Here is a 24,170-nt window from a genome sequence, read left to right as displayed (position 1 = left end):
GCTCCTGGCCGACCGCCCCGGGACCAGCACCGGTGGCCGCAGGGGCACCGCCCCGGACCTCATGGAGCTGCTTCCGCAGTGGCTGGCGGCGGCGAACGCGCGCGGTTTCGCCCCGCCCCCGCAGGTGCTGCCCGCCCTGCTGGACGCGGCCCGCGGCCGTACCGACCTGCGTCCGGCGGCGCTGACGTTCGCGGGGCCACGCGCGACCTGGCTGGCCCGGCTCAACCCGGACTGGCGCTTCGCCCTGCGCGCGACCCCGGGCGGCGGTGCGGCGCTGCCCCGTCCTCAGGACGAGGAGCGGACGCGCAGGCTGTGGCAGGAGGGCCTGTTCGCCGAGCGAGTCGCCCTCCTCGGTGCCCTGCGCTCGCGCGAGCCCGCCGCCGCCCGAGAACTGCTGGCGACCACCTGGTCGACGGAGCGGGCCGAGGACCGGCTGATGTTCCTCGACTCGCTGCGCACGCGGCTGGGCCCCGAGGACGAGCCGTTCCTGGAGCAGGCGCTGGGGGACCGTAGCCGTAATGTGCGCGCGACGGCGGCCGAGTTGCTCTCCGCGCTGCCGGATTCGGCGCTCGCCGCGCGGATGGCGGTGCGGGCCTGCGCGTGCGTGGCCGTGGACCGCACCCGCGAGACACCCACGATCACCGTCGAGGCCCCGCACGAGTGCGACGCGAGCATGGAGCGTGACGGTGTCGTGCCGAAGGCACCGGCGGGACGGGGTGAACGGTCGTGGTGGTTCGGCCAGTTGGTGGAGGCGGCACCGCTGCGGACGTGGTCCGCACGGCTCGGCGGCCGGACGCCCCGCGAGATCGTGGCCCTGCCGGTCGCGGACGACTGGCAGAGCGAACTGCACGGGGCGTGGTGCCGGGCGGCCGTACGGCAGCGGGACGCGGAGTGGGCGCGGGCGCTGCTGGGCGTCCCCTCGGCCCCGGAGGCCGGCGGACCGGGGGCGGTGTCCCTGGCCGAGCGCGCCAAGCTGCTCGGCACGCTGGACGCCGCCGAACGGGCCGGCTGGGTTGCCGGGTTCATCGCGGCGCACGGGCTGTCGGAGGCGTTCCAGCTGCTCGGGGTGTGCGCGGTGCCCTGGGCGGAGCCGCTCGGCCGGGCGGTGGTGGACGCCCTCAACATCGCGCGGGACGCGGGGAGTTACCCATGGAGTTTCAGTGGAGTGATGGGCCTGGCCGAACGCTGCCTCGACCCGTCGGAGGCGAGCAGGCTCGACGGCCTGCTGGCGATACCGGACGAGCACGAGGACGCGTCGCCGGGAGCGGGCGGTTACTGGGCGGAGGCGTTCCAGCGCCTGGTCACGACGTTGCGCCTGCGTGCGGCGATGGCTCAGGAGCTGGGGGCCGCCTAGGGGTTCCCGCGGCCTGTCGGGCGGCCGAGGGCGCGGTCCTGCGGGCCGGCGAGGGGTCTGGGGGCAGGGCCCCCAGGTCCGCGCGCCCCCACGCGCCGGTACCGCACCGGGGCTCAGGCTCCGGCCGGCTGCCTGACGTTGGCCCGGACCCAGTCCACGATCGACTGTGTCGTCGCCCCGGGCGTGAAGATCTCCGCGACGCCCTTCTCCTTCAGCGGGGGGATGTCCGCCTCGGGGATGATCCCGCCGCCGAAGACCAGGATGTCCTCCGCGTCCCGCTCCTTGAGCAGGTCGATCACGGCGGCGAAGAGCGTGTTGTGCGCGCCGGAGAGGATGGACAGCCCGATCGCGTCGGCGTCCTCCTGGATCGCGGTGTCGACAATCTGTTCGGGCGTCTGGTGGAGCCCGGTGTAGATGACCTCCATACCGGCGTCGCGCAGCGCCCGCGCGATCACCTTGGCCCCTCGATCGTGGCCGTCGAGCCCCGGCTTGGCCACCACCACGCGGATCGGACCGGCTGCCACACCCATCACTGCCTCCATGAAGCGACTGCATTCATCCCTACCGACGAGTACAGGGGTACCCGAATCGGCCCGGAAAGTGAACGAACGTTATCGACAGCATCCCGCAACCGGCAGTTTCGCGGTGCGGACCGAGGGGGAAATCACACGGTGGGACACATTCACCGCGCACCGTTCCGGCGGGAACAGGCGCAACGGGAGCCGCAACGAGGTCGCCGCACCACCGCGCCGCAGGCCGCGCGTCGTGGCGGTACGGCGTGTCGGCATCGACTGGAAGGGCACGCAGGGCTCGGCACCGACCCCACGCATCCCTCAGTCGCGCCGTCGGCCGTCTTCGTCGAGGCTATCCACGAGGGCACACGGGGGACACAGGCGTCCTCCTGTGTGCCGACAGGAGGTCGGCCATGACGGTCACCAAGGTGGTGCAGCCCTTTCTTCCGTTCTGCCAGCGACTGCTCCCGAGCAGGCTGGCGGGGCTCTCCCTGGCCCTGCTGAAGGCCACCGCCCTGGAACTCGCGATCCTCGCGGGCCACCTCCTGCTCTATCCCTCCGGCATCACCCCGGAACGCCGGGGACCCGCCCCCCTCCCCTCGCCCGACGGCACGGCCCAGCTGCCGACCGAGGCGAAACCCCCGGTCGTCCTGCTGCACGGCTTCATCGACAACCGCTCGGTGTTCCTGCTGCTGCGCCGCAGCCTCGTCCAGCACGGCCGGCAGCAGATCGAGTCACTGAACTACTCGCCGCTGACCTGCGACATACGCACCGCGGCGGAGCTGCTGGGCCGCCACATAGAGGAGATCTGCGAGCGCACCGGCAGCAGCCAGGTCGACGTCGTGGGGCACAGCCTCGGCGGGCTGATCGCGCGGTACTACGTGCAGCGGCTCGGCGGGGACCTGCGTGTGCGCACCCTCGTCACGCTCGGCACCCCGCACTCCGGCACCCGGGTGGCGCCGCTGGCCAACGCGCACCCGATCGTGCGCCAGATGCGCCCCGGCTCGGAGCTGCTGGAGGAGCTCGCCCGGCCCGCGCCCGGGTGCCGTACGCACTTCGTGAGCTTCTGGAGCGACCTCGACCATCTGATGGACCCGCTGGAGAGCGCCTGCATCGACCATCCCGACCTGCTCGCCGAGAACGTACGGGTGAGCGGGATCGGCCATCTGGCACTGCCCGTGCATCCCGCCGTCGCGACGGGGATACGCCAGGCCCTCGACGCCACAGGGTCCGGCGCCGCCGCCGCTGCCTCCACCGGCGGTCTGACGGTGGCGTGAGACCCCCGAACAGCCGATCCGCAGCCGCCGGAAAACCGTTTCACACCGACCGGACATCGAACACTCTTCGAACACAAGGCCAAACCCGCGCCCGCACTCCCCCGAAACACGGCCGAATGCCCGTTTCCTGCGCGCCCGAAACCAGTTGAAGATTGTCGCGCCCGTATACCGCCGGGTACAGTCGCCGCACTGCTCTGGCAGCCCCTGTTGTCGAGGCGAAAGAGAAGTTGGTGAACGACCGTCACCCGTCGGGGACCATGACCACCCCGGCTCCGGCTTCCGACGCCGCCGCGGCGCACTACGCGTCGTACGGCACCGAGGAGGCCCAGTACGGCGACTTCACCACGTACGGCGGCTACGACGCCAACGGTTTTCAGACCGGCGCGCACACCACCACGACCTTCGCCGCCGACCCCCTCTTCGGCAGCCTCCCCGACGACGGCACCGGCTCCTACGACAGCACCCAGTGGGCGACGGGCCACCACCAGACGCCGCACTACGACGCCTACGCGGCCCAGCACCACGCCGCCTATGACACCGGCGTGTACGAGACGGCCGCCTGGACCGGCGAACACCAGCACCTGTCGGTGATCCCCTCGCAGGCCACCGGCCACGACGTCTCCGGGCAGTGGGACGCGAGCGCCTGGCTCCAGCCCGACCAGTCCGGTGGCGCGGCCGACCAGACCCAGCACTGGGAATGGGGCACGCAGACCTTCGACACGGGCGCGTACGACGCCACGCAGTGGAACTCCGACGCCCCGGTCGATCAGGGCGAACCGTTCGACCAGCAGGCGACCGCCCTCTTCGAGCAGGTCGAGCACGGCTCCTACGAGGAACTCGCCGACGACGAGGAGGAGTTGACCGCCACGGGCGAGCTGCCCGCGGTGACGCCCCTGCTCGACGACCAGGAAGAGGTCACTCCCGCCCCGGCCTCACGCGCCGCCGCCCGCAACGCGGCGCGCTCCCGCCGCCGTACGCCCGCCAGGCGCTCCGCGCTGCTGACCATCGCCGTGCCCTCGGCGTGCGTGATGGGGGTCGCGGGGATCGCCGCCGCCTCGGTCGGCACCTTCTCCGGCGACGACACCTCGACCACTGCCTCCGACGCGCCCACCGTGAAATCGGCCGTCGCCAACAACAAGCTGGACTCCCAGCTCGAGAGCCTGTCCGCCGGAGCCAACGACTTCGCCGACCGGGCCAGCCGGACGCAGGAGCGCATCGACCTCAAGGCGCAGCAGGAGGCCGAGAAGAAGAAGGCGGCCGCGGAGGCGGCCCGCAAGGAGCGGCTGCGCCCCAAGTACGTCCTGCCCGTCACCCAGAAGGGGCTCAGCGCCTACTTCGGCCAGGCCGGCGTCAACTGGATGTCCGTGCACACCGGCATCGACTTCCCCGTCTCCTACGGCACCACGGTGATGGCCGCGACTGACGGCACCGTGCGCACGCAGTGGAACAGCGCCTACGGCAACATGATGATCGTGACGGCGAAGGACGGCACGGAGACGTGGTACTGCCACCTCTCCAGCTACCGCGTCGCCTCCGGTACGACGGTGAAGGCCGGCCAGCCGATCGCGTACTCCGGGAACTCGGGCAACTCGACCGGCCCGCACCTGCACTTCGAGGTGCGCCCCGGCGGCGGAGCGCCGATAGACCCCCTGCCGTGGCTGCGCAGCCACGGACTGGACCCGACGTAGGCCGCCCGACTCTCCGGTGAGCCCAGCCCAACTCTGCGGTCAGCCCCCGCCCTTGGGTCGGGGACTCAGTCCGTCACAGCTTCTCGACCGGCGCGTACCGCAGCAGCAGCCGCTTCGGCTTGGCGTCGCCGAAGTCGATCGTCGCCTCCGCGTTGCCGCCCGTGCCCTTCACGGCCACGACCGTGCCGAGCCCGAACTGGTCGTGGGTGACCCGGTCCCCGACCGCCAGTGACACCACCGGCTTCTCGGAGGTCCGGCTGGTGGCGAACCCTGGTACCCCCGACGCCGACGAGCGCGAGCGGGAGGAGGACAGGGAGGCCGCGACGCCGGACGCCGGACCCGAGGAGACGGGAGACGTGGCGCCCGTCCGCTTCCAGTCCACGTGCTGCGCCGGGATCTCCTCCAGGAAGCGGGAGGGCGGGTTGTACGACGGCTGCCCCCAGGCGCTGCGCAGCGCGGAGCGGGTCAGATACAGCCGCTCACGCGCCCGCGTGATGCCGACGTACGCGAGCCGCCGCTCCTCCTCCAGCTCCTTGGTCTGGCCGAGGGCGCGCATGTGCGGGAAGACGCCGTCCTCCATGCCGGTAAGAAAGACCACCGGGAACTCCAGGCCCTTGGCGGTGTGCAGGGTCATCAGGGTGATGACCCCGGAGCCGTCCTCCTCCTCGTCGGGGATCTGGTCGGAGTCGGCCACCAGCGCGACCCGCTCCAGGAATTCGGCGAGCCCCGGGGACTCCTCGCCCTCACCGGACTCCTGCTCGAACTCCAGGGCCACGGCCGCGAGTTCCTGGAGGTTCTCGATACGGGTCTCGTCCTGCGGATCGGTGGAGGCCTGCAACTCGGCGAGATAGCCGGTGCGTTCGAGCACCGCCTCCAGGACGGTCGCCGGGCCCGCGCCGGACTCGACGATCGTACGGAGGTCCTCCATCAGCGTGTTGAACTTCTTGACCGCGTTGGCGGAGCGCGCGGCCATGCCGTACGCCTCGTCGACGCGGCGCAGCGCCTGCGGGAAGCTGATCTTCTCGCGCTGCGAGAGGGCGTCGATCATCGCCTCGGCGCGCTCGCCGATGCCGCGCTTGGGAACGTTCAGGATGCGGCGCAGCGGCACCGAGTCCTCGGGGTTGGCCAGCACGCGCAGATAGGCCAGGACGTCCCGGACCTCCTTGCGCTCGTAGAAGCGGACGCCGCCGACGACCTTGTAGGGCAGGCCGACGCGGATGAAGACCTCTTCGAAGACACGGGACTGGGCGTTCGTCCGGTAGAAGACGGCGACGTCCCCGGCCTTCGCGTCACCCGCGTCGGTGAGACGGTCTATCTCGTCGGCGACGAACTGGGCCTCGTCGTGCTCGGTGTCGGCGACGTAGCCCGTGATGCGCGCGCCCGCGCCCGCGTTGGTCCACAGGTTCTTGGGGCGGCGGGACTCGTTGCGCTCGATGACCGCGTTGGCCGCGGACAGGATCGTCTGGGTGGAGCGGTAGTTCTGCTCCAACAGGATCGTCGTCGCGTCCGGGTAGTCCTCCTCGAACTGGAGGATGTTGCGGATCGTCGCCCCGCGGAAGGCGTAGATCGACTGGTCCGCGTCACCCACCACGCACAGCTCGGCGGGCGGGACGTCGTACTCGTTCGGCGGGACGTCGACGGGGTGCTCGCTCGTCCCCACCAGCTCGCGCACGAGCGCGTACTGGGCGTGGTTGGTGTCCTGGTACTCGTCGACCAGGACGTGCCGGAAACGGCGGCGGTAGTGCTCGGCGACGTCCGGGAAGGCGCGGAGCAGGTTGACCGTCGTCATGATCAGGTCGTCGAAGTCGAGGGCGTTCGCCTCGCGCAGGCGTGACTGGTAGAGGGCGTAGGCCTGGGCGAGGGTCTTCTCGAAGCCGTCGGTGGCCTGGGCGGCGAAGTCCTCCTCGTCGATCAGCTCGTTCTTCAGGTTGGAGATCTTGGCGCTGAAGGACTTCGGCGGGTAGCGCTTGGGGTCGAGGTCCAGGTCGCGGCAGACCAGGGCCATCAGGCGCTTGGAGTCGGCGGCGTCGTAGATCGAGAAGGAGGAGGTGAAGCCGAGCTTCTTGCTCTCCCTGCGCAGGATGCGCACGCACGCGCTGTGGAAGGTCATCACCCACATCGCGTTCGCGCGCGGGCCGACGAGCTGCTCGACGCGCTCCTTCATCTCACCGGCGGCCTTGTTGGTGAAGGTGATCGCCAGGACCTGGCCCGGGTGCACGTTCCGCTCGGCGAGGAGGTAGGCGATGCGGTGGGTGAGGACACGGGTCTTGCCGGAGCCCGCGCCGGCCACGATGAGCAGGGGGGCGCCATGGTGCACGACGGCCGCGCGCTGGTTCTCGTTCAGCCCGTCCAGCAGCGCCGCCGGGTCGATCGCCGGGCGGGGGGCGCCGTCGCGGTAGTAGGCGTCCCGGTCCGGCGGCACGTCGAACTTCCCGCCGAACAGGTCGTCCGGAACGGGCTCCGGTACGTGATCGTCCTCGGGCGGCGGCGGGGGGTCCTCCGCGTGCCCGCGAGGGGCCTGGAGGTCCGCCAGGAAGCTGTCGTCAAAGAGGCTGCTCATCGCTCTCCGAGTCTAGGGCGCCCCACTGACAGCCCGCCGCCGCCCTGAGAACATCGCCCGATCCGATACCCCGCACACGCTCCGTGGCGCGCCATCACCGTACGTGGCCGGGCGGGCGGAACCGGTCGAAGGTCACGGAAATGTATCGGACAAATCGAACATCAACCTTCACACGGACCACACGAGTTGGCTACCGTTCGGGCAGGCCGTACGACCCCCACCGGCGAACCTCGCCGGGCCGTGCGGCCTCCGCCGAGTCCGGGGCGCCGCCGCGCAGCCGGAGCCGGGGACCCACGAGGACCTTGGGGTGAATTGGCCGACCCCCTTCCGGGGCCAGGGCCGTAGGGCAACCCTTCCGAACCACCCGCCCGAACCCGACAGCTAACCCGGTAGGCGGACGATGGAAGGAGTCGCCGGTCTTGGCGTCGCACCGCAAGACGCGTCCCGCCGTTACGCGCGTAGCAGGCATACGCACACCCGCTCTCGCCACGGCCGCCATCACCTCCGTGGCCCTGCTCTCCCAGTCGGCCAACGCCGCCCCCTCGGCCGACGGCCCCAGCCTCGAGGAAGTCGAGAAGAAGGTCGACGACCTGTACCGCCAGGCGGAGTCGGCCACCGAGAAGTACGACGCGGCCAAGGAGAAGACCAGCAAGCAGCGCAGACGGGTCGACTCCCTGCTCAACGACGTCGCCAAGCGCGCCCAGAAGCTCAACGAGGAGCGCGAGAGGCTCGGTTCCTTCGCCGCCGCCCAGTACCGGACGGGTGCCGCCGCGCCCGACACCGCGACCTTCCTGCTCGCCGACTCCCCGCAGGACTACTTCGACCAGACCCAGCTGATGGGCCGGCTGACCGCCCGCCAGAAGAGCGCGGTCGACGACTACTTCACCGAGCAGTCCGCGACGATGAAGAAGCGCGAGGAGGCCTCCCGGAGCCTCGAGACGCTCAGCACGTCGCAGAACGATCTGCAGACCGCCAAGGCCACGGTGCAGAAGAAGCTCTCCGACGCGCGCGAGCTGCTGTCGAAGATGACCGCCGAGGAGAAGGCGCGGCTCGCGGCGATCGAGAAGAAGCGGCAGCAGGAAGCCGTGCGCAAGGCCGCGGAGCTGGCCCAGCAGCAGGCGGCGGCGCGGAAGGCCCAGGACGGCACCTCCTCCTCTGACACCGGCACCACGGACACCGGGGTCACCACGGACTCCTCCTACGCCGCCAAGGCCGCGAAGGCGCTCGCGTTCGCCCGCGCGCAGATCGGCAAGCCGTACGTCTGGGGTGCCACCGGTCCCGGCTCCTACGACTGCTCCGGCCTCACCCAGGCCGCCTGGAAGGCCGCGGGCGTGGACCTCCCGCGCACCACCTACGACCAGGTGAACGCGGGCACCACCGTCTCGCTCGCCGACGCCCAACCCGGCGACCTGATCTTCTTCTACGACGACATCAGCCACGTCGGCGTCTACATCGGCAACGGCATGATGATCCACGCCCCCAAGCCGGGCGCGTACGTCCGCGAGGAGTCCATCTACTACGCCGGCGCATCAATCATCCACAGCGTGGTACGCCCCGCGTGAGGCGGTGAGACGGGGCGCGCGGGAGCCGCTTCGGGCGCCGTGCGGCCGTGGGGTGGGGGCGCGCGAACGTCTCCGGGCGCCTGCCTACGCCGCCGCTCAGGGGTGTGCCGTCGTGCGCAACCGCACGCTCGGCGCGTACGCGTCGGTCCGCGCCCCATCCCCCGCTCCGCACGCCCGCGCGTATTTCCTTCTGCCCGCGCGCGTGCCCTTCTCGGACTCCGGGCCGGGCTCCCTACCATCGGCCGCATGCCCGGCAGCAGCAGCCCCGTGCCCGACCGCTCCGCCCTCCTCGTCTGGTGGGCGCGGCGGCCGCCCGCGGCCGGGGCCGCCGTCATGGCGACCGGAATCCTGTCGGTCGGGCTTCAGCTGACGGGACACGAGACGGTGTCGCGGATCGCCCTCGTGCTGACCTGCGTGGGCTGGCTGGGGCTGGCTGCCGACTTCGCCGCGCGGCTGCTGTGGGACCGGGAGAGATGGCTGGCGGAGGCCGGGACGCCAGGGTCGCTCGCCGCCGTCGCGGCGACCACCGTGCTCGGCACCCGCTTCTCGGTCCTGGGACGGCAGACCCTCGCGGAGGCTCTGCTCGCGCTGGCGGCCGTGCTGTGGCCGGTGCTGCTCGTGGACGTCGTACGGCACTGGCGGCGGCGCATGCCCGGCGCGGTGTTCCTGTGCTGCGTGGCCACCCAGGGGCTCGCCGTGCTCGGCGCCGTGCTCGCGGCCGCTGAGTCGACGGCGTGGCTCGCGCACACCGCGCTCGTGCTGTTCTGGCTCGGGCTCGTCCTCTACGGTCTCGCCTTCGCCCGGTTCGACCTGCGGCAGGTCGTGGAGGGCGCCGGCGACCAGTGGGTCGCGGGAGGCGCGCTCTCCATCTCGGCGCTGGCCGGCGCGCGACTCGTGGCCGCGGACAGCCCGTCCCTGTATCTGTGGAGCGGCGACGACCGCGGTGTCCTGCGCACCGTCACCTTCGCGCTGCTCGCGCTGGACGCGGCCTGGTACGCCGTACTGCTCGTCGCGGAGGTGATGCGGCCGCGGCCCGGCTACGACGTGCGCCGCTGGGCGACCGTGTTCCCGATGGGGATGACGGCGACGGCCGTCCTGTCGGTCGCCGCCGCCCTGCACGTGCCGTGGCTCAGGGGGCCGGGGCAGGTGCTGCTGTGGATCGCGGTGGCGGCGTGGCTGGCGGTCGCCGCTCAGTCCCTCGCGGCCGCCCTCGCGGGCCTCAGGTCCACAGCACCGCGATGAAGACGTTCACCGTGGTGAGCGCGCCGACCAGCCCGAACAGGCTCTTGTCCACCTTCTCCTCGTCCCGCTTCACATAGACAAGTCCGAGGATCACGACCAGCAGCGCCAGCTTGACGCCGATCTTGATGTTGTTGACGTGATGGTCGTCGGCCTGGTTGAGCCCGACCAGGATCGCCCCGGTGACCAGCATCGTCAGCGCGCCGTGCAGCATCCCCGGGACGAAGCGGGCCTCACCGCGGCCCATCGCCTTCAACTGGGTGAGGAAGCCACCGAGGAGCGCGGCGATGCCGACAATGTGCAGGCCGACGAAGAGGTGGATGAGTACGTCCATGAGGCCGGAGCTTAAACAGGGGCGCATGGGGCGTCCGACACCGGCCCGCCTCCACCGGCCCGGTCCTGCATATATGCGGCCCATAGCACCATGCCGCCCGTACGTGTCCCGAAACCGTCACTTCGGTCAGCGTCCTGCGCGAAGTCGACGGTCCCGGATCGCCGTCACGGTCGTATACGGTCACCCGGCGGTCCGCTCGCGGCAGTTCCGCACAAGGCGTCACCCCGCCGACACCGTCAGGTTTAGCGTCCTCCCCCAGGTGACCGGCTCCCCACCGCCGCCCGGGCCAGGGGCGGCAGTCGGCCACCACCGCCGAGAAGGTCCGGCGGCGGGCCGTTCCCCCTGTGCGGGCCGTCGCCGGACGCGTAAGCCGCCTCGGTACGGGGCGGTCGTACGAAAGGACGTGCAGTCCACGTGGCAGCGCACCGCAAGCCCAGTCGGCGTTCGCTCGGCGGCAACACGGCCCGTACCGCCTTCACCATCGCCCTCGCGGGCGCGGCCACCGCCACGGCCTTCGACGGGACCGGACACGCCGAGCCGAAGCTGACGCCGGCGCAGGTCAAGGCGAAGGTGGACAAGCTGTACCAGGAGGCGGAGACCGCCACCGAGAAGTACGACGGGGCGAAGGAGAAGGCGGACGCGGCCGAGAAGCGGCTGTCGGTGCTGCGGGACCAGGCGGCGCGCAAGACGGACAAGCTCAACTCGGCCCGGGACGCGCTGGGTTCGATGGCCGCGGCACAGTACCGGGCCGGCGGCATCGACCCGGCGGTGCAGCTCGCGCTGTCCGACGACCCCGACCGGTACCTCGACGGGGCCGAGTTCGTCGACCGGGCGGGCACCCGGCAGGCGGCGGCCGTGGCGGACGTCCGCAGACAGCTGCTGGACATCGAGCGGTTGCGCGGAGCCGCGCGCGTGGAGCTGACCGCGCTGAAGTCGCGCCAGGCGGAGCTGCGGCGCCAGAGGAAGACGATCACCGGGAAGCTGGCCGCGGCACGGCGACTGCTGGACACGCTGCCGGCCGAGGAACGCGCCCGGATCGGGGCGGACGGGGGCACGCGTGCGTCACGGTCCGGTTCGGACGCGCGGGTCGGTCTGGAGGCTCCCGGTTCCGCGACCGCCCAGGCGCCCGACTCCCGGGCCGCGGCGGCCGTCTCGTACGCCTACTCCAAGCTCGGCAGCCCCTATGTGTGGGGCGCGACCGGCCCCGGCGCCTTCGACTGCTCGGGTCTCGTCCAGGCCGCCTACCGCTCCGCGGGCCTCTCCCTCCCCCGCACCACCTACGCCCAGATCGACGCGGGCCGCCGCGTCTCGCGCTCCGAACTCCTCCCGGGCGACCTGGTGTTCTTCTACTCCGGCATCAGCCATGTCGGCCTCTACATCGGCAACGGCCGGATGATCCACGCCCCGAACCCCTCGGAGCCGGTGAAGATCGCCCCGGTCGACGAGATGCCGTTCGCGGGCGCCACGCGCGTGGTGTGAGCGCGCGTGGTGTGAGGCTCACACCAGTCGGCGTGCTGGCTCACACCAGTCGGCGTGCCGTCGCCCATCGGGTCAGCTCGTGCCGGTTGGACAGCTGCAACTTCCTGAGGACCGCCGAGACATGGGACTCGACCGTCTTCACCGAGATGAACAGCTGCTTGGCGATCTCCTTGTAGGCGTACCCGCGGGCGATCAGGCGCAGCACCTCGCGCTCGCGCTGGGTGAGGCGGTCCAGGTCCTCGTCGACCGGCGGGGCGTCGGTGGAGGCGAAGGCGTCCAGGACGAAGCCGGCCAGACGCGGCGAGAAGACGGCGTCGCCCTCCTGGACGCGGAAGATGGAGTTCACGAGATCGGTGCCGGTGATCGTCTTGGTGACGTAGCCGCGCGCGCCGCCGCGGATCACCCCGATCACGTCCTCCGCCGCGTCCGACACGGACAGCGCGAGGAAACGCACCGGCTGCTCGGCGTCGGCCATCAACGAGGCGCAGCGGCGCAGCACTTCGACCCCGCCGCCGCCCGGCAGATGGACGTCGAGGAGGACCACCTCGGGCCGGCTCGCGGTGATGACGGTGACCGCCTGGTCGACGTCCGCGGCCTCGCCGACGACCTCGACGCCGGTCTCGTCGGTCCGGCCGATCTCGGCCTGCACACCGGTACGGAACATACGGTGGTCGTCGACGAGGACCACGCGCACGTGCCGCTCGCCGGCGCTCCCGCCGGTCGCCTCCACGGGCTCGTTCGCCTCGGTCGGGTCGCTCATGACGTCTTCTCCGCCCTCTCCATCTCCAGCTCGACCTCCGTGCCGCCGTCCGGCACCGCGCGCAGCCGCGCCGTGCCGCCGTGGCGCTCCATGCGGCCGATGATCGATTCTCTGACGCCCATGCGGTCGGCGGGTATCGAGTCGAGGTCGAAGCCCGGACCGCGGTCCCTGACCGACACGAAGACCGTCTTCCCCTCCACCTCGGCGTAGACCTGTACCGCGCCGCCCTCGCCACCGTACTTGGCGGCGTTGACCATCGCCTCGCGCGCGGCCTGCATCTGTGCGCCGATTCTCTCGTCGAGCGGGCAGTCGCCGACGACGACGACCTCTATGGGGACGCCGTGCTTGTCCTCGACCTCGGCCGCGTTGCGCCGCACGGCGTCGGCGAGGTTGGCGGGTTCGTCGGCCTCGTCCTTGCCGGTGCCCTCCGGTTTGTAGAGCCAGGTGCGCAGGTCGCGCTCCTGGGCGCGGGCGAGGCGGCGCACCTCGCCGGCGTTCTCCGCGTTGCGCTGGATCAGGGTGAGGGTGTGCAGCACGGAGTCGTGGACGTGGGCGGCGACCTCGGCGCGCTCCTGGGCGCGGATGCGCATCAGCCGCTCCTCGGAGAGGTCCTGGGTCATACGGACGAGGTACGGCCCCGCGAGGAGCGTTATCCCGACCAGCACCGCGAGCGCGGCCTGGAGGACCGAGCCGAGATGGGCGGCGGAGCCCTGCAGGACGAAGACGCCGGAGACGCCCGCCGTGACGAGGAGGACACCGCCCGCCGCGCGCAGCAGGGTGAGGGTACGGCGGCGGCTGCCGACCTCCACCCAGCGGGCCCGGCGGGCGTTGTCCGCCTGGCGCCAGACGAGGGCGACGCCTGCGCCGACGAGGACGGCCGGCCACAGGTAGGCCTTGGCGCCGCCGCTCAGATTGACGTTGCCCACGAACACCAGGGCCACCACGACCATGAGGAGCAGGGCGACGATCTGACCCCGGTCCGGCTTGCGGGCGACGAGTCTGCGACGACCGTCGGGAGAGGTCTCGGTGCCGACGAACGACGGGGGCCGCTGCCCGCCGACACCGCCGACGCCGAGCGGTACGAAGAACCAGAACGCGGCGTACAGCAGCGCGCCGAGGCCGTCCGCCATGAACAGGCCGACGAAGACGAGCCGCACCCAGACCACGGGCAGCCCGAGATGCCCGGCGAGCCCCCGCGCCACACCACCGAGCCAGCGTCCGTCGCTGCTGCGGTAGAGCTTGCGCGGCGGCCGCGGTTCGACGAGGGGCGCTGCAGCGGCTTCCGGCATGGCATCGATACTCACACGGTCGGCGGAGCCGGGCATCAGGGTCGACCCCCGAGACTCCCCTGATCTTCGCCGACTCCGCCTGATCACGCCGTCCTCACTCCTCACCGTCCCGGCCCGTCGAACGCGTCCCGGGCGCCGGCTCAGGGGCGATATCAGGGTCCGGCCAGGGTCGTCCCGACTCCCGTCGGGGGCGCCCGGCCGTCACCATGGACACATGACAGATCACCAGCACGCCGCGACGGGTCCGGGACCCGGCACCGGCCCGCGCCCCGCTCCGGGCGCCGGGCCGCGGGATGCCGCACCCGCCGCGCCCCCCGGCACCCCGCCCGACGCGGGCACGCACGCACCCGCGGGCGCGCGGAAACAGGGGAGCGCGGGAGCGGCTGCTGGAGCACGGGAGACCGGGGACGCGGAGAGCACGGAAGCCAAGACCGACGCACACGAGGCGGGAGCCGTGGGCGAGGATGCGGGAGCCGTGGGCGGGGATGCGGGAGCTGTTGGCAACGACGCCGGAGCTGTTGGCGGCGACGCGGGAGCCGTAGGCGGCGACCCCGGTGCCGTCGGCAGCGACGCGGCACCTGCTGGCGGCGCTCCCGGTGCCGTCGGCGGTGACCAAGCCGCCGCTCCCGACAAGTTCCGCCGGGACCGGCAATTCAAGATGCTTGCCGGGGTGTGCTCCGGGCTCGGGCGGCAGTGCGACATGGATCCGGTGATCTTCCGGATCACCCTCGCCGTGCTCTCCGCGACCGGCGGCATCGGTCTGATCTTCTACGGCTTCGTCTGGCTCCTCGTCCCGTTCGAGGACGACGAGGAGAACGAGGTCCGCAAGCTGCTCACCGGCCGCGTCGACGGACAGGCGCTGGCCGCCGTGCTGTTCGCACTGGTCGGCTGTGGAGTGTTCCTGACCATGCTGAGGAACGGCGGGGTGCTGGCCTTCGCCGTGGTCCTCTCCCTGCTCCTCGCCGGCGCCGGGTACTGGTCGCGCCGGCGCGGCGCCCCCGACCCCGACCCACTGGCCGCCCAGGCCGTCGCGGACGCCCCGCCGGAGGCGAAGGCACCGCCGGCTCCCGCCGCGTACCCCTCCTGGTGGCGCGACCCGATCGTCAAGGACGGGACGCACGTCGGCGGCACCGGCTACCTCTGGGGCCCCCGCGACTCCCGCGACCGTGACATCTCCGCGGCGGTCGACATCAGCCTCGGCACCCCCTGGACCGCCCAGCCGAGCCCGCGGACCCCGCGCCCGGCGGCACCCAGGCCGCGCGGCCCCCGCTGGATCGGCGGCTGGATCTTCCTGCTCGCCCTCGTGGCCGGCGGCATCGGCACCGGCACGACCTGGCACGACCACGCCCTCGGCACCAGCCTGCAGACCGGCCTCGCCTGCGCGCTGCTCGTCTTCGGCCTGGGCATCGCGCTCAGCGCGTTCCTGGGACGCACCGGAGCCGGCTCGGTCTTCCTGGCCGTCGTGACGGCGGCGCTGCTCGCCGCGTCGGCCGCCCTGCCCAAGGACATCAGTACGCACTGGACACGCACGACCTGGCAGCCGGCCGCGGTGGCCGACGTCGGGACGTCGTACCACCTCGGGAGCGGTGTCGGGACTCTGGACCTGAGCCGGCTGCGGGTGCCCGAGGGGCAGACGGTGACGACGGAGGCCGAGGTGGGGGCGGGCCAGTTGAAGGTCGTCGTGCCGAAGGACGCGACCGTGAGGCTGAGCATCGACGTGGGGGTGGGCGACATCCAGTTGCCGGGCGACGAGAAGAGGGACGTGGACGTGGAGCCGGGCAAGCACAAGGATGTCACCCTGGCACCGGCCCGGGGTGCCGGGAAGGGCGGCACGATCGACCTCGATCTGCGGGTCGACGTCGGACAGGCGGAGGTGGCCCGTGCTGCGTCATGAGTTCCAGCCGGGAAGGCTGGTCGCCGGTGTCTTCCTCACGCTCGCGGGGACGATGTACGCCGGTGACGCGGGCGGGTTGTGGGAGACGCCGTGGTTCGCGGTGATACCCGTCGTCACCGTCGGACTGTTCCTCGCCGGTGTGGTGGGGATGGTCAGCCGCGGGATACGCCGGCGGCGGGCGGTGACGGCCCGGCGGGACGGCGCCGACAGGGAGCCGGCCGCGCATGCCTGACGGAGCGTCAACCCCGTACGGGTCGGCGCTCCGCCACCGGCGACCCCCGCCGACCAGGGGCTACCGGTAACCTCCCGCCCGTGTTCGCCGCGCTCGGAGTGCGGCATCCAGGGAGAACACGGGCGCCCCCGCCAGGACGAGGGGGAGCCAGGCCATCAGGTAGGCGAGGTCGTTGCCGTAGTAGTACGGGTCGGACGCCCAGCTCACCGTCAGCCACAGGCTGAGCGAGATCAGTGCTCCGCCGAGGGCGGCGAGGCGGGCGAGCAGGCCGATCAGGGTGCCGATGCCGACGGCCAACTCGCCGAAGGCGATCGCGTAGCCGAAACCGGTCGGGTTCTTCAGCGCCAGGTCAACCAGGGCCGGAATGGCGGACGAGTCGCGAACGGACCGCATGGTGTCACCGATGGAACCCGCGCCGGAGGGCTTCATGAAGGCGCTGTCGGTGATCTTGTCCAGGCCGGCGTAGATGAAGGTGACGCCGAGGAAGATCCGGAGTGGAAGGAGGGCGTAGCGGGTGGCGCTGTCGCGCCAGTTCCGGTCGCCGTCGAGGTAGGGGGTGTGCGTGTCCGTGCGTATGCCGTGAGTCATCACTGTCGCCTCTCGCCCGTGTGCCGGGGCCCCTTGAAAGACGATACGTACGTGAGGGGCCGGGCGCTCAATGCGTTCGTGCCGATTTCTGACGGAGTGCGCGGGATCGAACAACGCGTCCGCCTCGAGAAGTGCCGTTCCCCTCACGGCGTCACATGAATCACTCGGTCACGTCGACCGCGTACCGGTTCGTCTCCACCCCCGCGGCCGTGACGACCTGCACCTCGACCCGGCCCGGTTCCACGTCCGCCGGCACCGGGACGGTGAGGACCGCGTCGGTCGGGTTGCTGAAGCCGCCGCTCACCGGGACGAGGGGGACATGCACGTTGACCGGGCCGATGCGGACGACCATGCGGGAGAGGCGGTCGGCGCCCTGGGCGCCCGGAGGGACGAAACCGGCCCCGCGGATCTCGATGTCGTCGCCGGTGCGGATCGGGGCGTCCAGGTCACCCGCCTCCCGGGCGCGGACGACGGAGAGGATCACCGGGCGGCCGCCCTCGGCGTACTTGCCGGCCAGATAGGTCGCCGCCGAGACCAGCACCACCACGGCCAGTCCCCAGGGCAGGTCGGGCAGCTGGTCGGGGCGCCGGGCGAGCCGTACCGCGGCGAACAGCACGGCGACCGTGCTGATGACGACGTACTGGATGTCGGCGAAGCTGCCGCGGCCCGCGTCGTCGGTGAGCAGGTCGGCCGCCCTCGGCCGGTGTGCCCGTACCTTCTGCAGGCGTTGGGCGAGGACGCGCAGTCCGACCACGCGGCGCACCAGGACCGCGATCCCGCAGACCACCGCCAGCACGGTCACCACACCGGCGGCGCGGGCGAGTTCGAGGCCGGAGATCAGCGCGTCCCGTTCCGCGTGGTCGGAGGCGGCGGCCAGGCGGCCCACCAGCACCAGGACCGCGAAGGCGACGAGGAGGACCCAGGCCGCGGCCACCGTGCGGGAGGTGGAGAGACGGTTGTCCTCGCCGATGACCGGGGCCAGCGCGCCGCCCCGGGCCCGGTGGAACCAGGAGGCGGCCGTGAGCACACCGGCGGTCAGCAGCGCCGCCAGCAGTCCGGCCGTGCGCGCCGCCGTCCATCCCGCGCCGATCGCCGTCAGGGACTGCACCAGCAGCAACACCAGCACCAGGGCCCACACGGTGATGGTCGTACGGAGCCACAGCCGGGTCAGCCAGGCCTCGCCCTCGGCGCGACCGCGTTCGGCGACCAGTTCCGCGGACTGGCTGAGCTCCTCCGACACCCACTGGCGGGATGCCTGCGCGGAGTGGGCGACCGCGGCGGGCACCCCCTGTCCGGCCGCGAACCCGTCACGCATCAGGAGGAACTCGGCGACCGCCCGCCGATGTCCCTCGCGCGCTCCGTGCGGGCAGTCCCCGCAGGTGCAGCCACCCGCGTGCGCCCCGCCCGGCGCGCCCGTGTCCGCCCCGCCTCTCGCCTCCTGCACCGCCACGCCCGACGCCCGCCTTCCGCACGATCCGATCGACCGGCGGCCCCCGTCCGGGGGGTCGGCCGCCGTCCTGCAACTCCCCTGTGATGCCAGCGAATTGTGCCCTACGCCACCCCGTCCTCGTCGGCCAGGTCTGGTCAGCGCGGGTGAAGAGGGGGCCGCCGTGTTGACCCGGCTGCGAGAATTTCCCTATGGCCGAGATCATCCAGCGCGACGGGACCTGGGCCTTCGACGGCACCACGGTCAGGATCACGCCGGGCCTGCACCGCTCCGTGCCGCTGTTCCGGCAGACGTACGGGGAGGTCGCCGTACCCCTGGAGGCGATCGCGGGTGTGGTCTTCGAGCCCGAGCGAAAGCGGGGGCGGCTGCGGATGCGGCTGCGCGAGGGGGCGGATCCGTTGCTGCAGGCGACCGGTGGGCGGCTGCCGGACGCGGCGGACCCGTACCGGCTGCTGGTGGACGTGGACCGCTCCGGGGTCGCGGAGTACGTGGCGGAGGAGATCCGGCAGGCGCTCATGCTGGAGCAGATCCCCAAGGAGCCGACCAAGGCGTATCTGCTGCCGGGTCCGCCGGTGCCGGTCTCGGTCCGTTCCTCCGACGGCACGGTCTCCTTCGACGGCACCCAGGTACGCCTCGACTGGGCCGACACCTCGGACCGGGTCAAGCGGGCGACGGGACCGCGGATCATGGCCGTCAGCGATGTGGTGCAGGTGGAGTGGCTGCCCAACTCCGGTTATGAGGACGGCTTTCTGCGGTTCGTGACGCGGGAGACGGTGTTCTCCAAGCTGCCGCCGGAGAAGGACCCGTACGCCCTGGACCTGTGGGGCAGCGCGCGGCGCGATCTGCTGACCGCGCTGGTCGCCACCGCGGTCACCGCGCGACTGCCGCATCCCTCGACCCGCAACGGCGGCGAGCTCGCCGGCCGCCGGCCCGTCGGCGCCGTCTCGCCCCCGGCCGACCACCACGACGTACTGCTGCGCAGACTGCGGGAGTTGGGGGAGCTGCACCGGGACGGGGTGCTCACGGACGAGGAGTTCGCGATGACCAAGGCGGCGGTGCTGCGCGGATTCTGAGCGCCCTGCGGCTGCCCCCTACGACAGCAGATCCGGTTCGCTGCGGCTGATGTCCTGCCACAGGGGCTGGTAGTTGATCCAGGCGACCAGGTCGCCGCCGAGCTGTTCGCGGGTCGCGACCGCGAGCCGGTGGTCGATGAGGAGGGGGCGGCCGGCCGCCTTGGCGGTCAGCTGGACCTGCGCTGAGCGTTCCATGCACAGGAACCACCAGGCCGCCGCGTCCACCGAGTCGCCGACCGTGAGCAGTCCGTGGTTGCGCAGCACGAGCGCCTTGCGGGTGCCGAGCGCGGAGGCGATACGGCGGCCCTCCTCGGCGTCGACGGCGACGCCGGTGTAGGCGTCGTAGAGGGCGTGGTCCTCGTAGAAGGCGCAGCTCTCCTGGGTGATCGGGTCCAGGAGCTCGCCGAGCGCGGACAGGGCGCGGCCGTGCACCGAGTGGCAGTGGGCGACGGCGACGACGTCCGGCCGGGCCGCGTGCACCTGGGCGTGCACGGTGAAGGCGGCCTGGTTCACGTGGTAGCGGCCCTCGATGACCTGCCCGTCGGAGTTGGCGAGGACCAGGTCGCTCACCGTGACGTGCTTGAACGGCATACCGAACGGATTGACCCAGAAGCAGTCGCTGTACTCCGGGTCGCGCGCGGTGATGTGGCCGGAGACGCCGTCCTCGAACCCGTACCTGCCGAAGATCCGCAGCGCGCCCGCGAGCCGCTCCTTCCGGTGCCTGCGCTCGTCGTCGACCGAGTCGTGCATCGGCGGCATGGCGAAGCGCAGCCGATCGCTGGGCAGCGGCGTCGGTGGGGTCGGCCCGGGCATGTGGTCCTCCGGCACTGGGTTGCTTGACGAGGCGGAAGTTACCCTCGGTCAGCGCAGGAGAACAGAGCTGTTTTGTAAAGATGACGCACGCAGCCGATACACGACAGAAGATGTCCGGTATCGGCGTCACCCTGGGACGTATGGCATGGAACTGGGCGGCTTTCAGCGCCGCCGAACCCGAGTTCGCGAAGACCGCCGAAGAGCGCTTCGGCGCCTTCACCCATCATGTCCTGGCCACGCTCCGGCAGGACGGTTCCCCGCGTACGACCGGTCTCGAGGTCCGTTTCCTCAAGGGTGAGCTGTGGCTCGGCATGATGCCGGACTCGCTCAAGGCCCTCGATCTGCGCCGCGACCCGCGGTTCGCGCTCCAGGCGAACCCCGGCGAGGGGCAGACCATGGGCGGGGGCGACGTGCGGATCGCCGGGCGGGCGCTCGAGGTCGAGGATCCCGCGGCGAAGGCCGCATACGGCGAAGAGGTGGAACCGCCGGAGCCGTTCCACCTCTTTCGCACCGAGCTGACGGAGGTCGTGCGCACCTACGTCGAGGACGACAAGTACCTGGTCGTCCAGGTCTGGAAGCCCGGTGAACCCCTGCGCACGGTCAAGCGCACCTGATCGTCCGCGTGCCGGGGCCTACTCCCACTCGATCGTGCCCGGGGGCTTCGAGGTGACGTCCAGGACGACCCGGTTGACGTCGCGCACCTCGTTGGTGATCCGCGTCGAGATCTTCGCGAGGACGTCGTACGGCAGCCGCGACCAGTCGGCCGTCATGGCGTCCTCGGAGGAGACCGGGCGCAGCACGATGGGGTGGCCATAGGTGCGGCCGTCGCCCTGGACGCCGACCGATCGCACGTCCGCGAGCAGTACCACCGGGCACTGCCAGATGTCCCGGTCGAGGCCGGCCGCGGTCAGTTCCTCGCGGGCGATGGCGTCGGCGTCCCGGAGCAGGTCGAGCCGCTCCTTGGTCACCTCGCCGACGATGCGGATGCCGAGGCCGGGGCCCGGGAAGGGCTGGCGCTGGACGATCTCCTCCGGCAGGCCCAGCTCCTGGCCGACCATCCGGACCTCGTCCTTGAACAGCTTGCGCAGCGGCTCGACGAGCTGGAACTCGAGGTCCTCGGGCAGGCCGCCGACGTTGTGGTGGGATTTGATGTTGGCGGTGCCGGTGCCGCCGCCGGACTCCACGACGTCCGGGTAGAGGGTGCCCTGGACCAGGAACTCCACCGCCGGGCCCTCGTCCGCGATGATCTCCGCCTGGGCCTGCTCGAAGACCCGGATGAACTCGCGGCCGATGATCTTCCGCTTCTCCTCGGGGTCGGAGACGCCCTTGAGCGCGGTCAGGAAGCGCTCCTCCGCGTCGACGACGACCAGCTTGACGCCGGTCGCGGCCACGAAGTCCTTCTCGACCTGCTCGGTCTCGCCCTTGCGCATCAGGCCGTGGTCGACGTAGACGCAGGTCAGCTGGTCGCCGATGGCGCGCGCGACGAGCGCCGCCGCCACGGCGGAGTCCACGCCGCCGGACAGACCGCAGATGGCGCGCTTGTCGCCGACCTGCTCACGGATGGCCGCGACCTGCTCCTCGATGACGTTCCCGGTCGTCCAGGAGGGGGTGAGGCCCGCTCCGCGGTACAGGAAGTGCTCCAGGACCTGCTGGCCGTGCGTGGAGTGCATGACCTCGGGGTGGTACTGGACGCCGTAGAGCTTCTTCTCGTCGTTCTCGAAGGCGGCGACCGGGACGACGTCCGTGGAGGCCGTGACGGCGAAGCCCTCGGGGGCGGCGGAGCAGGCGTCGCCGTGCGACATCCACACGTGCTGTTCGGCGGGGGTGCCCTCGAAGAGGGTGGAGGACGCCTTGGCCACGTGCAGGTCGGTGCGGCCGTACTCGCGGGCGCCGGTGTTGTCGACGGTGCCGCCGAGGGCCTGGGCCATCAGCTGGAAGCCGTAGCACATGCCGAAGACGGGGACTCCGGCCTCGAAGAGCTCGCGGTCCAGGCGGGGGGCGCCCTCCTCGTACACGGACGAGGGGCCGCCGGAGAGGATGATCGCCGCCGGGTTCCTGGCGAGCATCTGCGCGACCGGCATGGTGCTCGGCACGATCTCGCTGTAGACCCGGGCCTCGCGGACGCGACGGGCGATGAGCTGGGCGTACTGCGCGCCGAAGTCGACGACCAGGACGGTGTCGGTGGCGGCTGGGGTCGCTGATGACACGGGGTGCCTTCCGGCGGTTGGGCGAGGGTTTGTGGGACCGAGTCTAGCGGGGCGGCCGTCGGGAGCCTCGCCGTCGTCCCGGGGCGGACGCCGGAGGAGCTGATGTATAGTCCCCGGCATGCTTCAGCACTCGACGTTTACCTATGGCACCCGGCCCACCGGCTGCCATGGTCGTGCTGCTTGAGCCACTGACAAGCGACTTCCCCAGGCGCCCCGGGCCGACAAGGTCCGGGGCGCCTGGTGTTTTCCGGATCCTGTCGCCTCGGGGCACCCCCTTCACCGAGGAGCCCGACATGACCACCACACCGGAAGCGACCATCGCGGAGGCCCGGGAGCGCATCGACGCGCTCGACGACCGGATCATCGGTCTGATCCAGGAACGGATGGCCGTCTCCGCCGTCGTGCAGCAGACCCGTATCGCCTCCGGCGGCCGGCGGGTGCACCTGTCCCGCGAGATGGAGATCCTCGACCGCTACCGCGAGGCGCTGGGCAAGCCGGGGACGCCGCTGGCGATGACGCTGCTCGAACTGTGCCGCGGTCGCTCCTGAGTTCGGACTCTTCTCACCCGTACGGCGCGTGACCGCCCCGTGAACCACCTCGTTGGTGGGGTGTCCGCGCCAGCCAGGGGCGGGCCCGAAAGAACCACGCGTGGCTTGCTGGAGCGATGAGACGCACGGGTCGTGCCGTGCGTCGTGGGACCTCGTTCCAGGGTCGTGACCGGACGGCAGGGGACAGCAGCCCGGTCACCCAAGTAAACGGTCGGCTCCGGGGACGCCCGGGGCCGACCGGCGGAAACTGCAAAAATGCACAACCCTGGGTCAAACGGTTGCGGAGGGCGCGTCCATCCAGCACGATGCCTAGAAAGCCCCCAAGTCCCATCGCAGACAACCGCATTGAAGTGTCCTTGCGGAGTGCCAGAGGTCCAGACCATTCGCGCGCCGCTTGTGCGCCCGGTCGGCGACCCGGGGCACTAGGGACCACCAGGGCGCACTCAGGACAAGCGGCGCAACCCCCCGGCGCCGCTCCCCGGGCACCGGCGCTGCCCTGACGTCGGTGCTGACGGAGAAGGGCCCCGCGGCCTCAGGTCCCGCGGGGCCCTTCGCATGCCGGGTACGCCGTGCGCCCGCCCTGCCGCGTGTCCGGTACTAGGTACGGCTCACCGTTCCGCAGGAGTCCGCCTGGCCGATGGGGCGGCTGCGGTCGTACGGGTCGACCGACGGGCCGGTCGGGGTGGTGCCGTCGGTGGGCGTCCGGGACGGGAACCGCGGGTGCAGGTAACCGTCGTAGACGTCGCAGGAGGTGTTGCCGCCGTCCTCGTCGTAGCGCAGCAGGTTCAGCCGGCCGGGGGTGACCTGGTAGTGCGCGGGGTCGGGGAGTTCCGCGTCGATGACGCGGCGCACGATCGTGCGGGCGACCTCGTTGGAACCGTCGGCGGGGATCACCGGGTAGACGAAGGTGTAGTCGGCGTGCACCGCGACCCCGGCGAAGTCGCCCTTCTTGAAGGTGATCCGGCCGCGGACCTTGATCACCTTCCCGGCGGGCTTCACCTCCTTCGGGTCGAACCGGCTGAACAGGGACAGCGGGTCGTGGTTCTTGCTGGGCGTGCGCAGGGCCGTGTCGAGGTCGTCCAGCAGCTTCGGCTGCTTGGGGTCGAGCACCGAAAGGGCCGCCTCGGGACGGCCGCCCGCCACCACCTTCGGGTTCAGGTTGGCGTCGACCAGCAGCTTCCTGGTCTGCTGAAGGGCCAGTTCGACCCGGTCCTTGGGGATCGAGCCCAGCACGGTGGCCTTCGGCAGCACGATGCCCGCCTCGCCGTCGGCCCACTGCTGTGCCGGGGATCCCGCGAACGGGCGGGCCAGGGT

The 24,170-nt window shown here is 71.7% G+C and carries 20 protein-coding genes, 1 pseudogene and 1 riboswitch; of the genes and pseudogenes, 11 read left to right on the top strand and 10 right to left on the bottom strand.

Annotated features, from left to right (window positions below; genetic code table 11):
- On the top strand, positions 1-1,354 hold a 1,354-nt coding region (locus GRC12_RS23215; protein WP_208781298.1), incomplete at its 5' end, for a DUF5691 domain-containing protein.
- A gap of 113 nt (positions 1,355-1,467) precedes the next feature.
- On the opposite strand, the gene GRC12_RS23210 is transcribed toward GRC12_RS23215, so the two are convergent.
- Positions 1,468-1,884: a cobalamin B12-binding domain-containing protein gene (locus GRC12_RS23210; RefSeq protein WP_037886971.1), complete on the bottom strand. Its 417-nt coding sequence runs from the start codon at positions 1,882-1,884 to the stop codon at positions 1,468-1,470.
- 395 nt (positions 1,885-2,279) lie between these two features.
- On the opposite strand from GRC12_RS23210, the gene GRC12_RS23205 reads away from it, so the two are divergent.
- Both GRC12_RS23205 and GRC12_RS23200 read left to right on the top strand, forming a co-directional pair.
- Positions 2,280-3,143, top strand: a complete 864-nt coding sequence (locus GRC12_RS23205; RefSeq protein WP_208781297.1) for an esterase/lipase family protein — start codon at positions 2,280-2,282, stop codon at positions 3,141-3,143.
- Positions 3,144-3,373: 230 nt separating this feature from the next.
- The gene (locus GRC12_RS23200; protein WP_208781296.1) at positions 3,374-4,831 is read left to right on the top strand and encodes a M23 family metallopeptidase; all 1,458 of its coding nucleotides are present in this window, start codon (positions 3,374-3,376) and stop codon (positions 4,829-4,831) included.
- Between the two features lie 73 nt (positions 4,832-4,904).
- On the opposite strand, the gene pcrA is transcribed toward GRC12_RS23200, so the two are convergent.
- Positions 4,905-7,391 carry a DNA helicase PcrA gene (gene pcrA / locus GRC12_RS23195; RefSeq protein ID WP_208781295.1) on the bottom strand — a complete coding sequence of 829 codons (2,487 nt, stop codon included), beginning with the start codon at positions 7,389-7,391 and terminating at the stop codon, positions 4,905-4,907.
- A 240-nt stretch (positions 7,392-7,631) separates the two neighbouring features.
- Positions 7,632-7,802, top strand: a riboswitch (cyclic di-AMP (ydaO/yuaA leader).
- A gap of 8 nt (positions 7,803-7,810) precedes the next feature.
- Between pcrA and GRC12_RS23190 the strand changes: the two genes are divergently transcribed.
- Both GRC12_RS23190 and GRC12_RS23185 read left to right on the top strand, forming a co-directional pair.
- Positions 7,811-8,953, top strand: a complete 1,143-nt coding sequence (locus GRC12_RS23190) for a C40 family peptidase (protein WP_208781294.1) — start codon at positions 7,811-7,813, stop codon at positions 8,951-8,953.
- 246 nt (positions 8,954-9,199) lie between these two features.
- The gene (locus GRC12_RS23185) at positions 9,200-10,195 is read left to right on the top strand and encodes a tellurite resistance/C4-dicarboxylate transporter family protein (RefSeq protein WP_208781293.1); all 996 of its coding nucleotides are present in this window, start codon (positions 9,200-9,202) and stop codon (positions 10,193-10,195) included.
- Here the strand turns inward: GRC12_RS23185 and GRC12_RS23180 are convergent.
- The gene (locus GRC12_RS23180) at positions 10,173-10,526 is read right to left on the bottom strand and encodes a hypothetical protein (RefSeq protein ID WP_133043200.1); all 354 of its coding nucleotides are present in this window, start codon (positions 10,524-10,526) and stop codon (positions 10,173-10,175) included. The genes GRC12_RS23185 and GRC12_RS23180 overlap by 23 nt on opposite strands.
- A gap of 414 nt (positions 10,527-10,940) precedes the next feature.
- Between GRC12_RS23180 and GRC12_RS23175 the strand changes: the two genes are divergently transcribed.
- The gene (locus GRC12_RS23175) at positions 10,941-12,005 is read left to right on the top strand and encodes a C40 family peptidase (RefSeq protein WP_208781292.1); all 1,065 of its coding nucleotides are present in this window, start codon (positions 10,941-10,943) and stop codon (positions 12,003-12,005) included.
- Positions 12,006-12,045: 40 nt separating this feature from the next.
- On the opposite strand, the gene GRC12_RS23170 is transcribed toward GRC12_RS23175, so the two are convergent.
- Positions 12,046-12,765, bottom strand: a complete 720-nt coding sequence (locus GRC12_RS23170; protein ID WP_208781291.1) for a LuxR C-terminal-related transcriptional regulator — start codon at positions 12,763-12,765, stop codon at positions 12,046-12,048.
- Positions 12,762-14,054, bottom strand: coding sequence for an ATP-binding protein (locus tag GRC12_RS23165; RefSeq protein ID WP_244373634.1), 1,293 nt, complete (start codon positions 14,052-14,054; stop codon positions 12,762-12,764). The genes GRC12_RS23170 and GRC12_RS23165 overlap by 4 nt, the downstream gene beginning before the upstream one ends.
- A gap of 214 nt (positions 14,055-14,268) precedes the next feature.
- Here GRC12_RS23165 and GRC12_RS23160 point away from each other — a divergent pair, with 214 nt between their 5' ends.
- Both GRC12_RS23160 and GRC12_RS23155 read left to right on the top strand, forming a co-directional pair.
- Positions 14,269-15,948, top strand: a complete 1,680-nt coding sequence (locus tag GRC12_RS23160; RefSeq protein ID WP_244373633.1) for a PspC domain-containing protein — start codon at positions 14,269-14,271, stop codon at positions 15,946-15,948.
- Complete coding sequence (locus tag GRC12_RS23155; protein ID WP_133043204.1) at positions 15,935-16,180, top strand: hypothetical protein; 246 nt, start codon at positions 15,935-15,937, stop codon at positions 16,178-16,180. The genes GRC12_RS23160 and GRC12_RS23155 overlap by 14 nt, the downstream gene beginning before the upstream one ends.
- A 60-nt stretch (positions 16,181-16,240) precedes the next feature.
- Here the strand turns inward: GRC12_RS23155 and GRC12_RS23150 are convergent, their stop codons facing one another.
- On the bottom strand, positions 16,241-16,768 hold the full coding sequence (locus tag GRC12_RS23150; RefSeq protein WP_208781289.1) for a DoxX family protein: 528 nt from the start codon (positions 16,766-16,768) through the stop codon (positions 16,241-16,243).
- A 160-nt stretch (positions 16,769-16,928) separates the two neighbouring features.
- Positions 16,929-18,218: a hypothetical protein gene (locus tag GRC12_RS23145; RefSeq protein ID WP_208781288.1), complete on the bottom strand. Its 1,290-nt coding sequence runs from the start codon at positions 18,216-18,218 to the stop codon at positions 16,929-16,931.
- 188 nt (positions 18,219-18,406) lie between these two features.
- Here GRC12_RS23145 and GRC12_RS23140 point away from each other — a divergent pair, with 188 nt between their 5' ends.
- Entirely contained in the window at positions 18,407-19,288 is an 882-nt protein-coding gene (locus GRC12_RS23140; protein WP_208781287.1) for a DUF4429 domain-containing protein, read from the top strand.
- 18 nt (positions 19,289-19,306) lie between these two features.
- Here the strand turns inward: GRC12_RS23140 and GRC12_RS23135 are convergent, their stop codons facing one another.
- A complete protein-coding gene (locus GRC12_RS23135; protein ID WP_208781286.1) occupies positions 19,307-20,101 on the bottom strand; it encodes a class II aldolase/adducin family protein in 795 nt (264 codons plus the stop codon).
- Between the two features lie 140 nt (positions 20,102-20,241).
- Between GRC12_RS23135 and GRC12_RS23130 the strand changes: the two genes are divergently transcribed.
- A complete protein-coding gene (locus GRC12_RS23130) occupies positions 20,242-20,715 on the top strand; it encodes a pyridoxamine 5'-phosphate oxidase family protein (protein ID WP_208781285.1) in 474 nt (157 codons plus the stop codon).
- 18 nt (positions 20,716-20,733) lie between these two features.
- Here GRC12_RS23130 and guaA read toward each other — a convergent pair whose 3' ends face one another.
- Positions 20,734-22,308: a glutamine-hydrolyzing GMP synthase gene (gene guaA / locus GRC12_RS23125; protein ID WP_208781284.1), complete on the bottom strand. Its 1,575-nt coding sequence runs from the start codon at positions 22,306-22,308 to the stop codon at positions 20,734-20,736.
- A gap of 293 nt (positions 22,309-22,601) precedes the next feature.
- Here guaA and GRC12_RS23120 point away from each other — a divergent pair, with 293 nt between their 5' ends.
- Positions 22,602-22,856, top strand: a complete 255-nt coding sequence (locus tag GRC12_RS23120; RefSeq protein WP_133043211.1) for a chorismate mutase — start codon at positions 22,602-22,604, stop codon at positions 22,854-22,856.
- Positions 22,857-23,453: 597 nt separating this feature from the next.
- On the opposite strand, the pseudogene GRC12_RS23115 reads toward GRC12_RS23120, so the two are convergent.
- Positions 23,454-24,170: pseudogene (locus tag GRC12_RS23115) on the bottom strand (hypothetical protein); the annotation flags it as partial.

Origin of the sequence: Streptomyces griseorubiginosus (genome assembly GCF_017614965.1) — a bacterium.
Classification (GTDB): Bacteria; Actinomycetota; Actinomycetes; order Streptomycetales; family Streptomycetaceae; genus Streptomyces; species Streptomyces griseorubiginosus_B.
This window is presented reverse-complemented; position numbering and strand designations above follow the sequence as displayed.

What these genes read in the sequence shown, in the direction of transcription:
- GRC12_RS23210 (WP_037886971.1), bottom strand. Translation starts at nt 1,884, where the DNA reads ATGGGTGTGGCAGCCGGTCCGATCCGCGTGGTGGTGGCCAAGCCGGGG.
- GRC12_RS23205 (WP_208781297.1), top strand. Translation starts at nt 2,280, where the DNA reads ATGACGGTCACCAAGGTGGTGCAGCCCTTTCTTCCGTTCTGCCAGCGA.
- pcrA (WP_208781295.1), bottom strand. Translation starts at nt 7,391, where the DNA reads ATGAGCAGCCTCTTTGACGACAGCTTCCTGGCGGACCTCCAGGCCCCT.
- GRC12_RS23185 (WP_208781293.1), top strand. Translation starts at nt 9,200, where the DNA reads ATGCCCGGCAGCAGCAGCCCCGTGCCCGACCGCTCCGCCCTCCTCGTC.
- GRC12_RS23180 (WP_133043200.1), bottom strand. Translation starts at nt 10,526, where the DNA reads ATGGACGTACTCATCCACCTCTTCGTCGGCCTGCACATTGTCGGCATC.
- GRC12_RS23170 (WP_208781291.1), bottom strand. Translation starts at nt 12,765, where the DNA reads ATGAGCGACCCGACCGAGGCGAACGAGCCCGTGGAGGCGACCGGCGGG.
- GRC12_RS23165 (WP_244373634.1), bottom strand. Translation starts at nt 14,054, where the DNA reads ATGCCGGAAGCCGCTGCAGCGCCCCTCGTCGAACCGCGGCCGCCGCGC.
- GRC12_RS23160 (WP_244373633.1), top strand. Translation starts at nt 14,269, where the DNA reads ATGACAGATCACCAGCACGCCGCGACGGGTCCGGGACCCGGCACCGGC.
- GRC12_RS23150 (WP_208781289.1), bottom strand. Translation starts at nt 16,768, where the DNA reads ATGACTCACGGCATACGCACGGACACGCACACCCCCTACCTCGACGGC.
- GRC12_RS23140 (WP_208781287.1), top strand. Translation starts at nt 18,407, where the DNA reads ATGGCCGAGATCATCCAGCGCGACGGGACCTGGGCCTTCGACGGCACC.
- GRC12_RS23135 (WP_208781286.1), bottom strand. Translation starts at nt 20,101, where the DNA reads ATGCCCGGGCCGACCCCACCGACGCCGCTGCCCAGCGATCGGCTGCGC.
- GRC12_RS23130 (WP_208781285.1), top strand. Translation starts at nt 20,242, where the DNA reads ATGGCATGGAACTGGGCGGCTTTCAGCGCCGCCGAACCCGAGTTCGCG.
- GRC12_RS23120 (WP_133043211.1), top strand. Translation starts at nt 22,602, where the DNA reads ATGACCACCACACCGGAAGCGACCATCGCGGAGGCCCGGGAGCGCATC.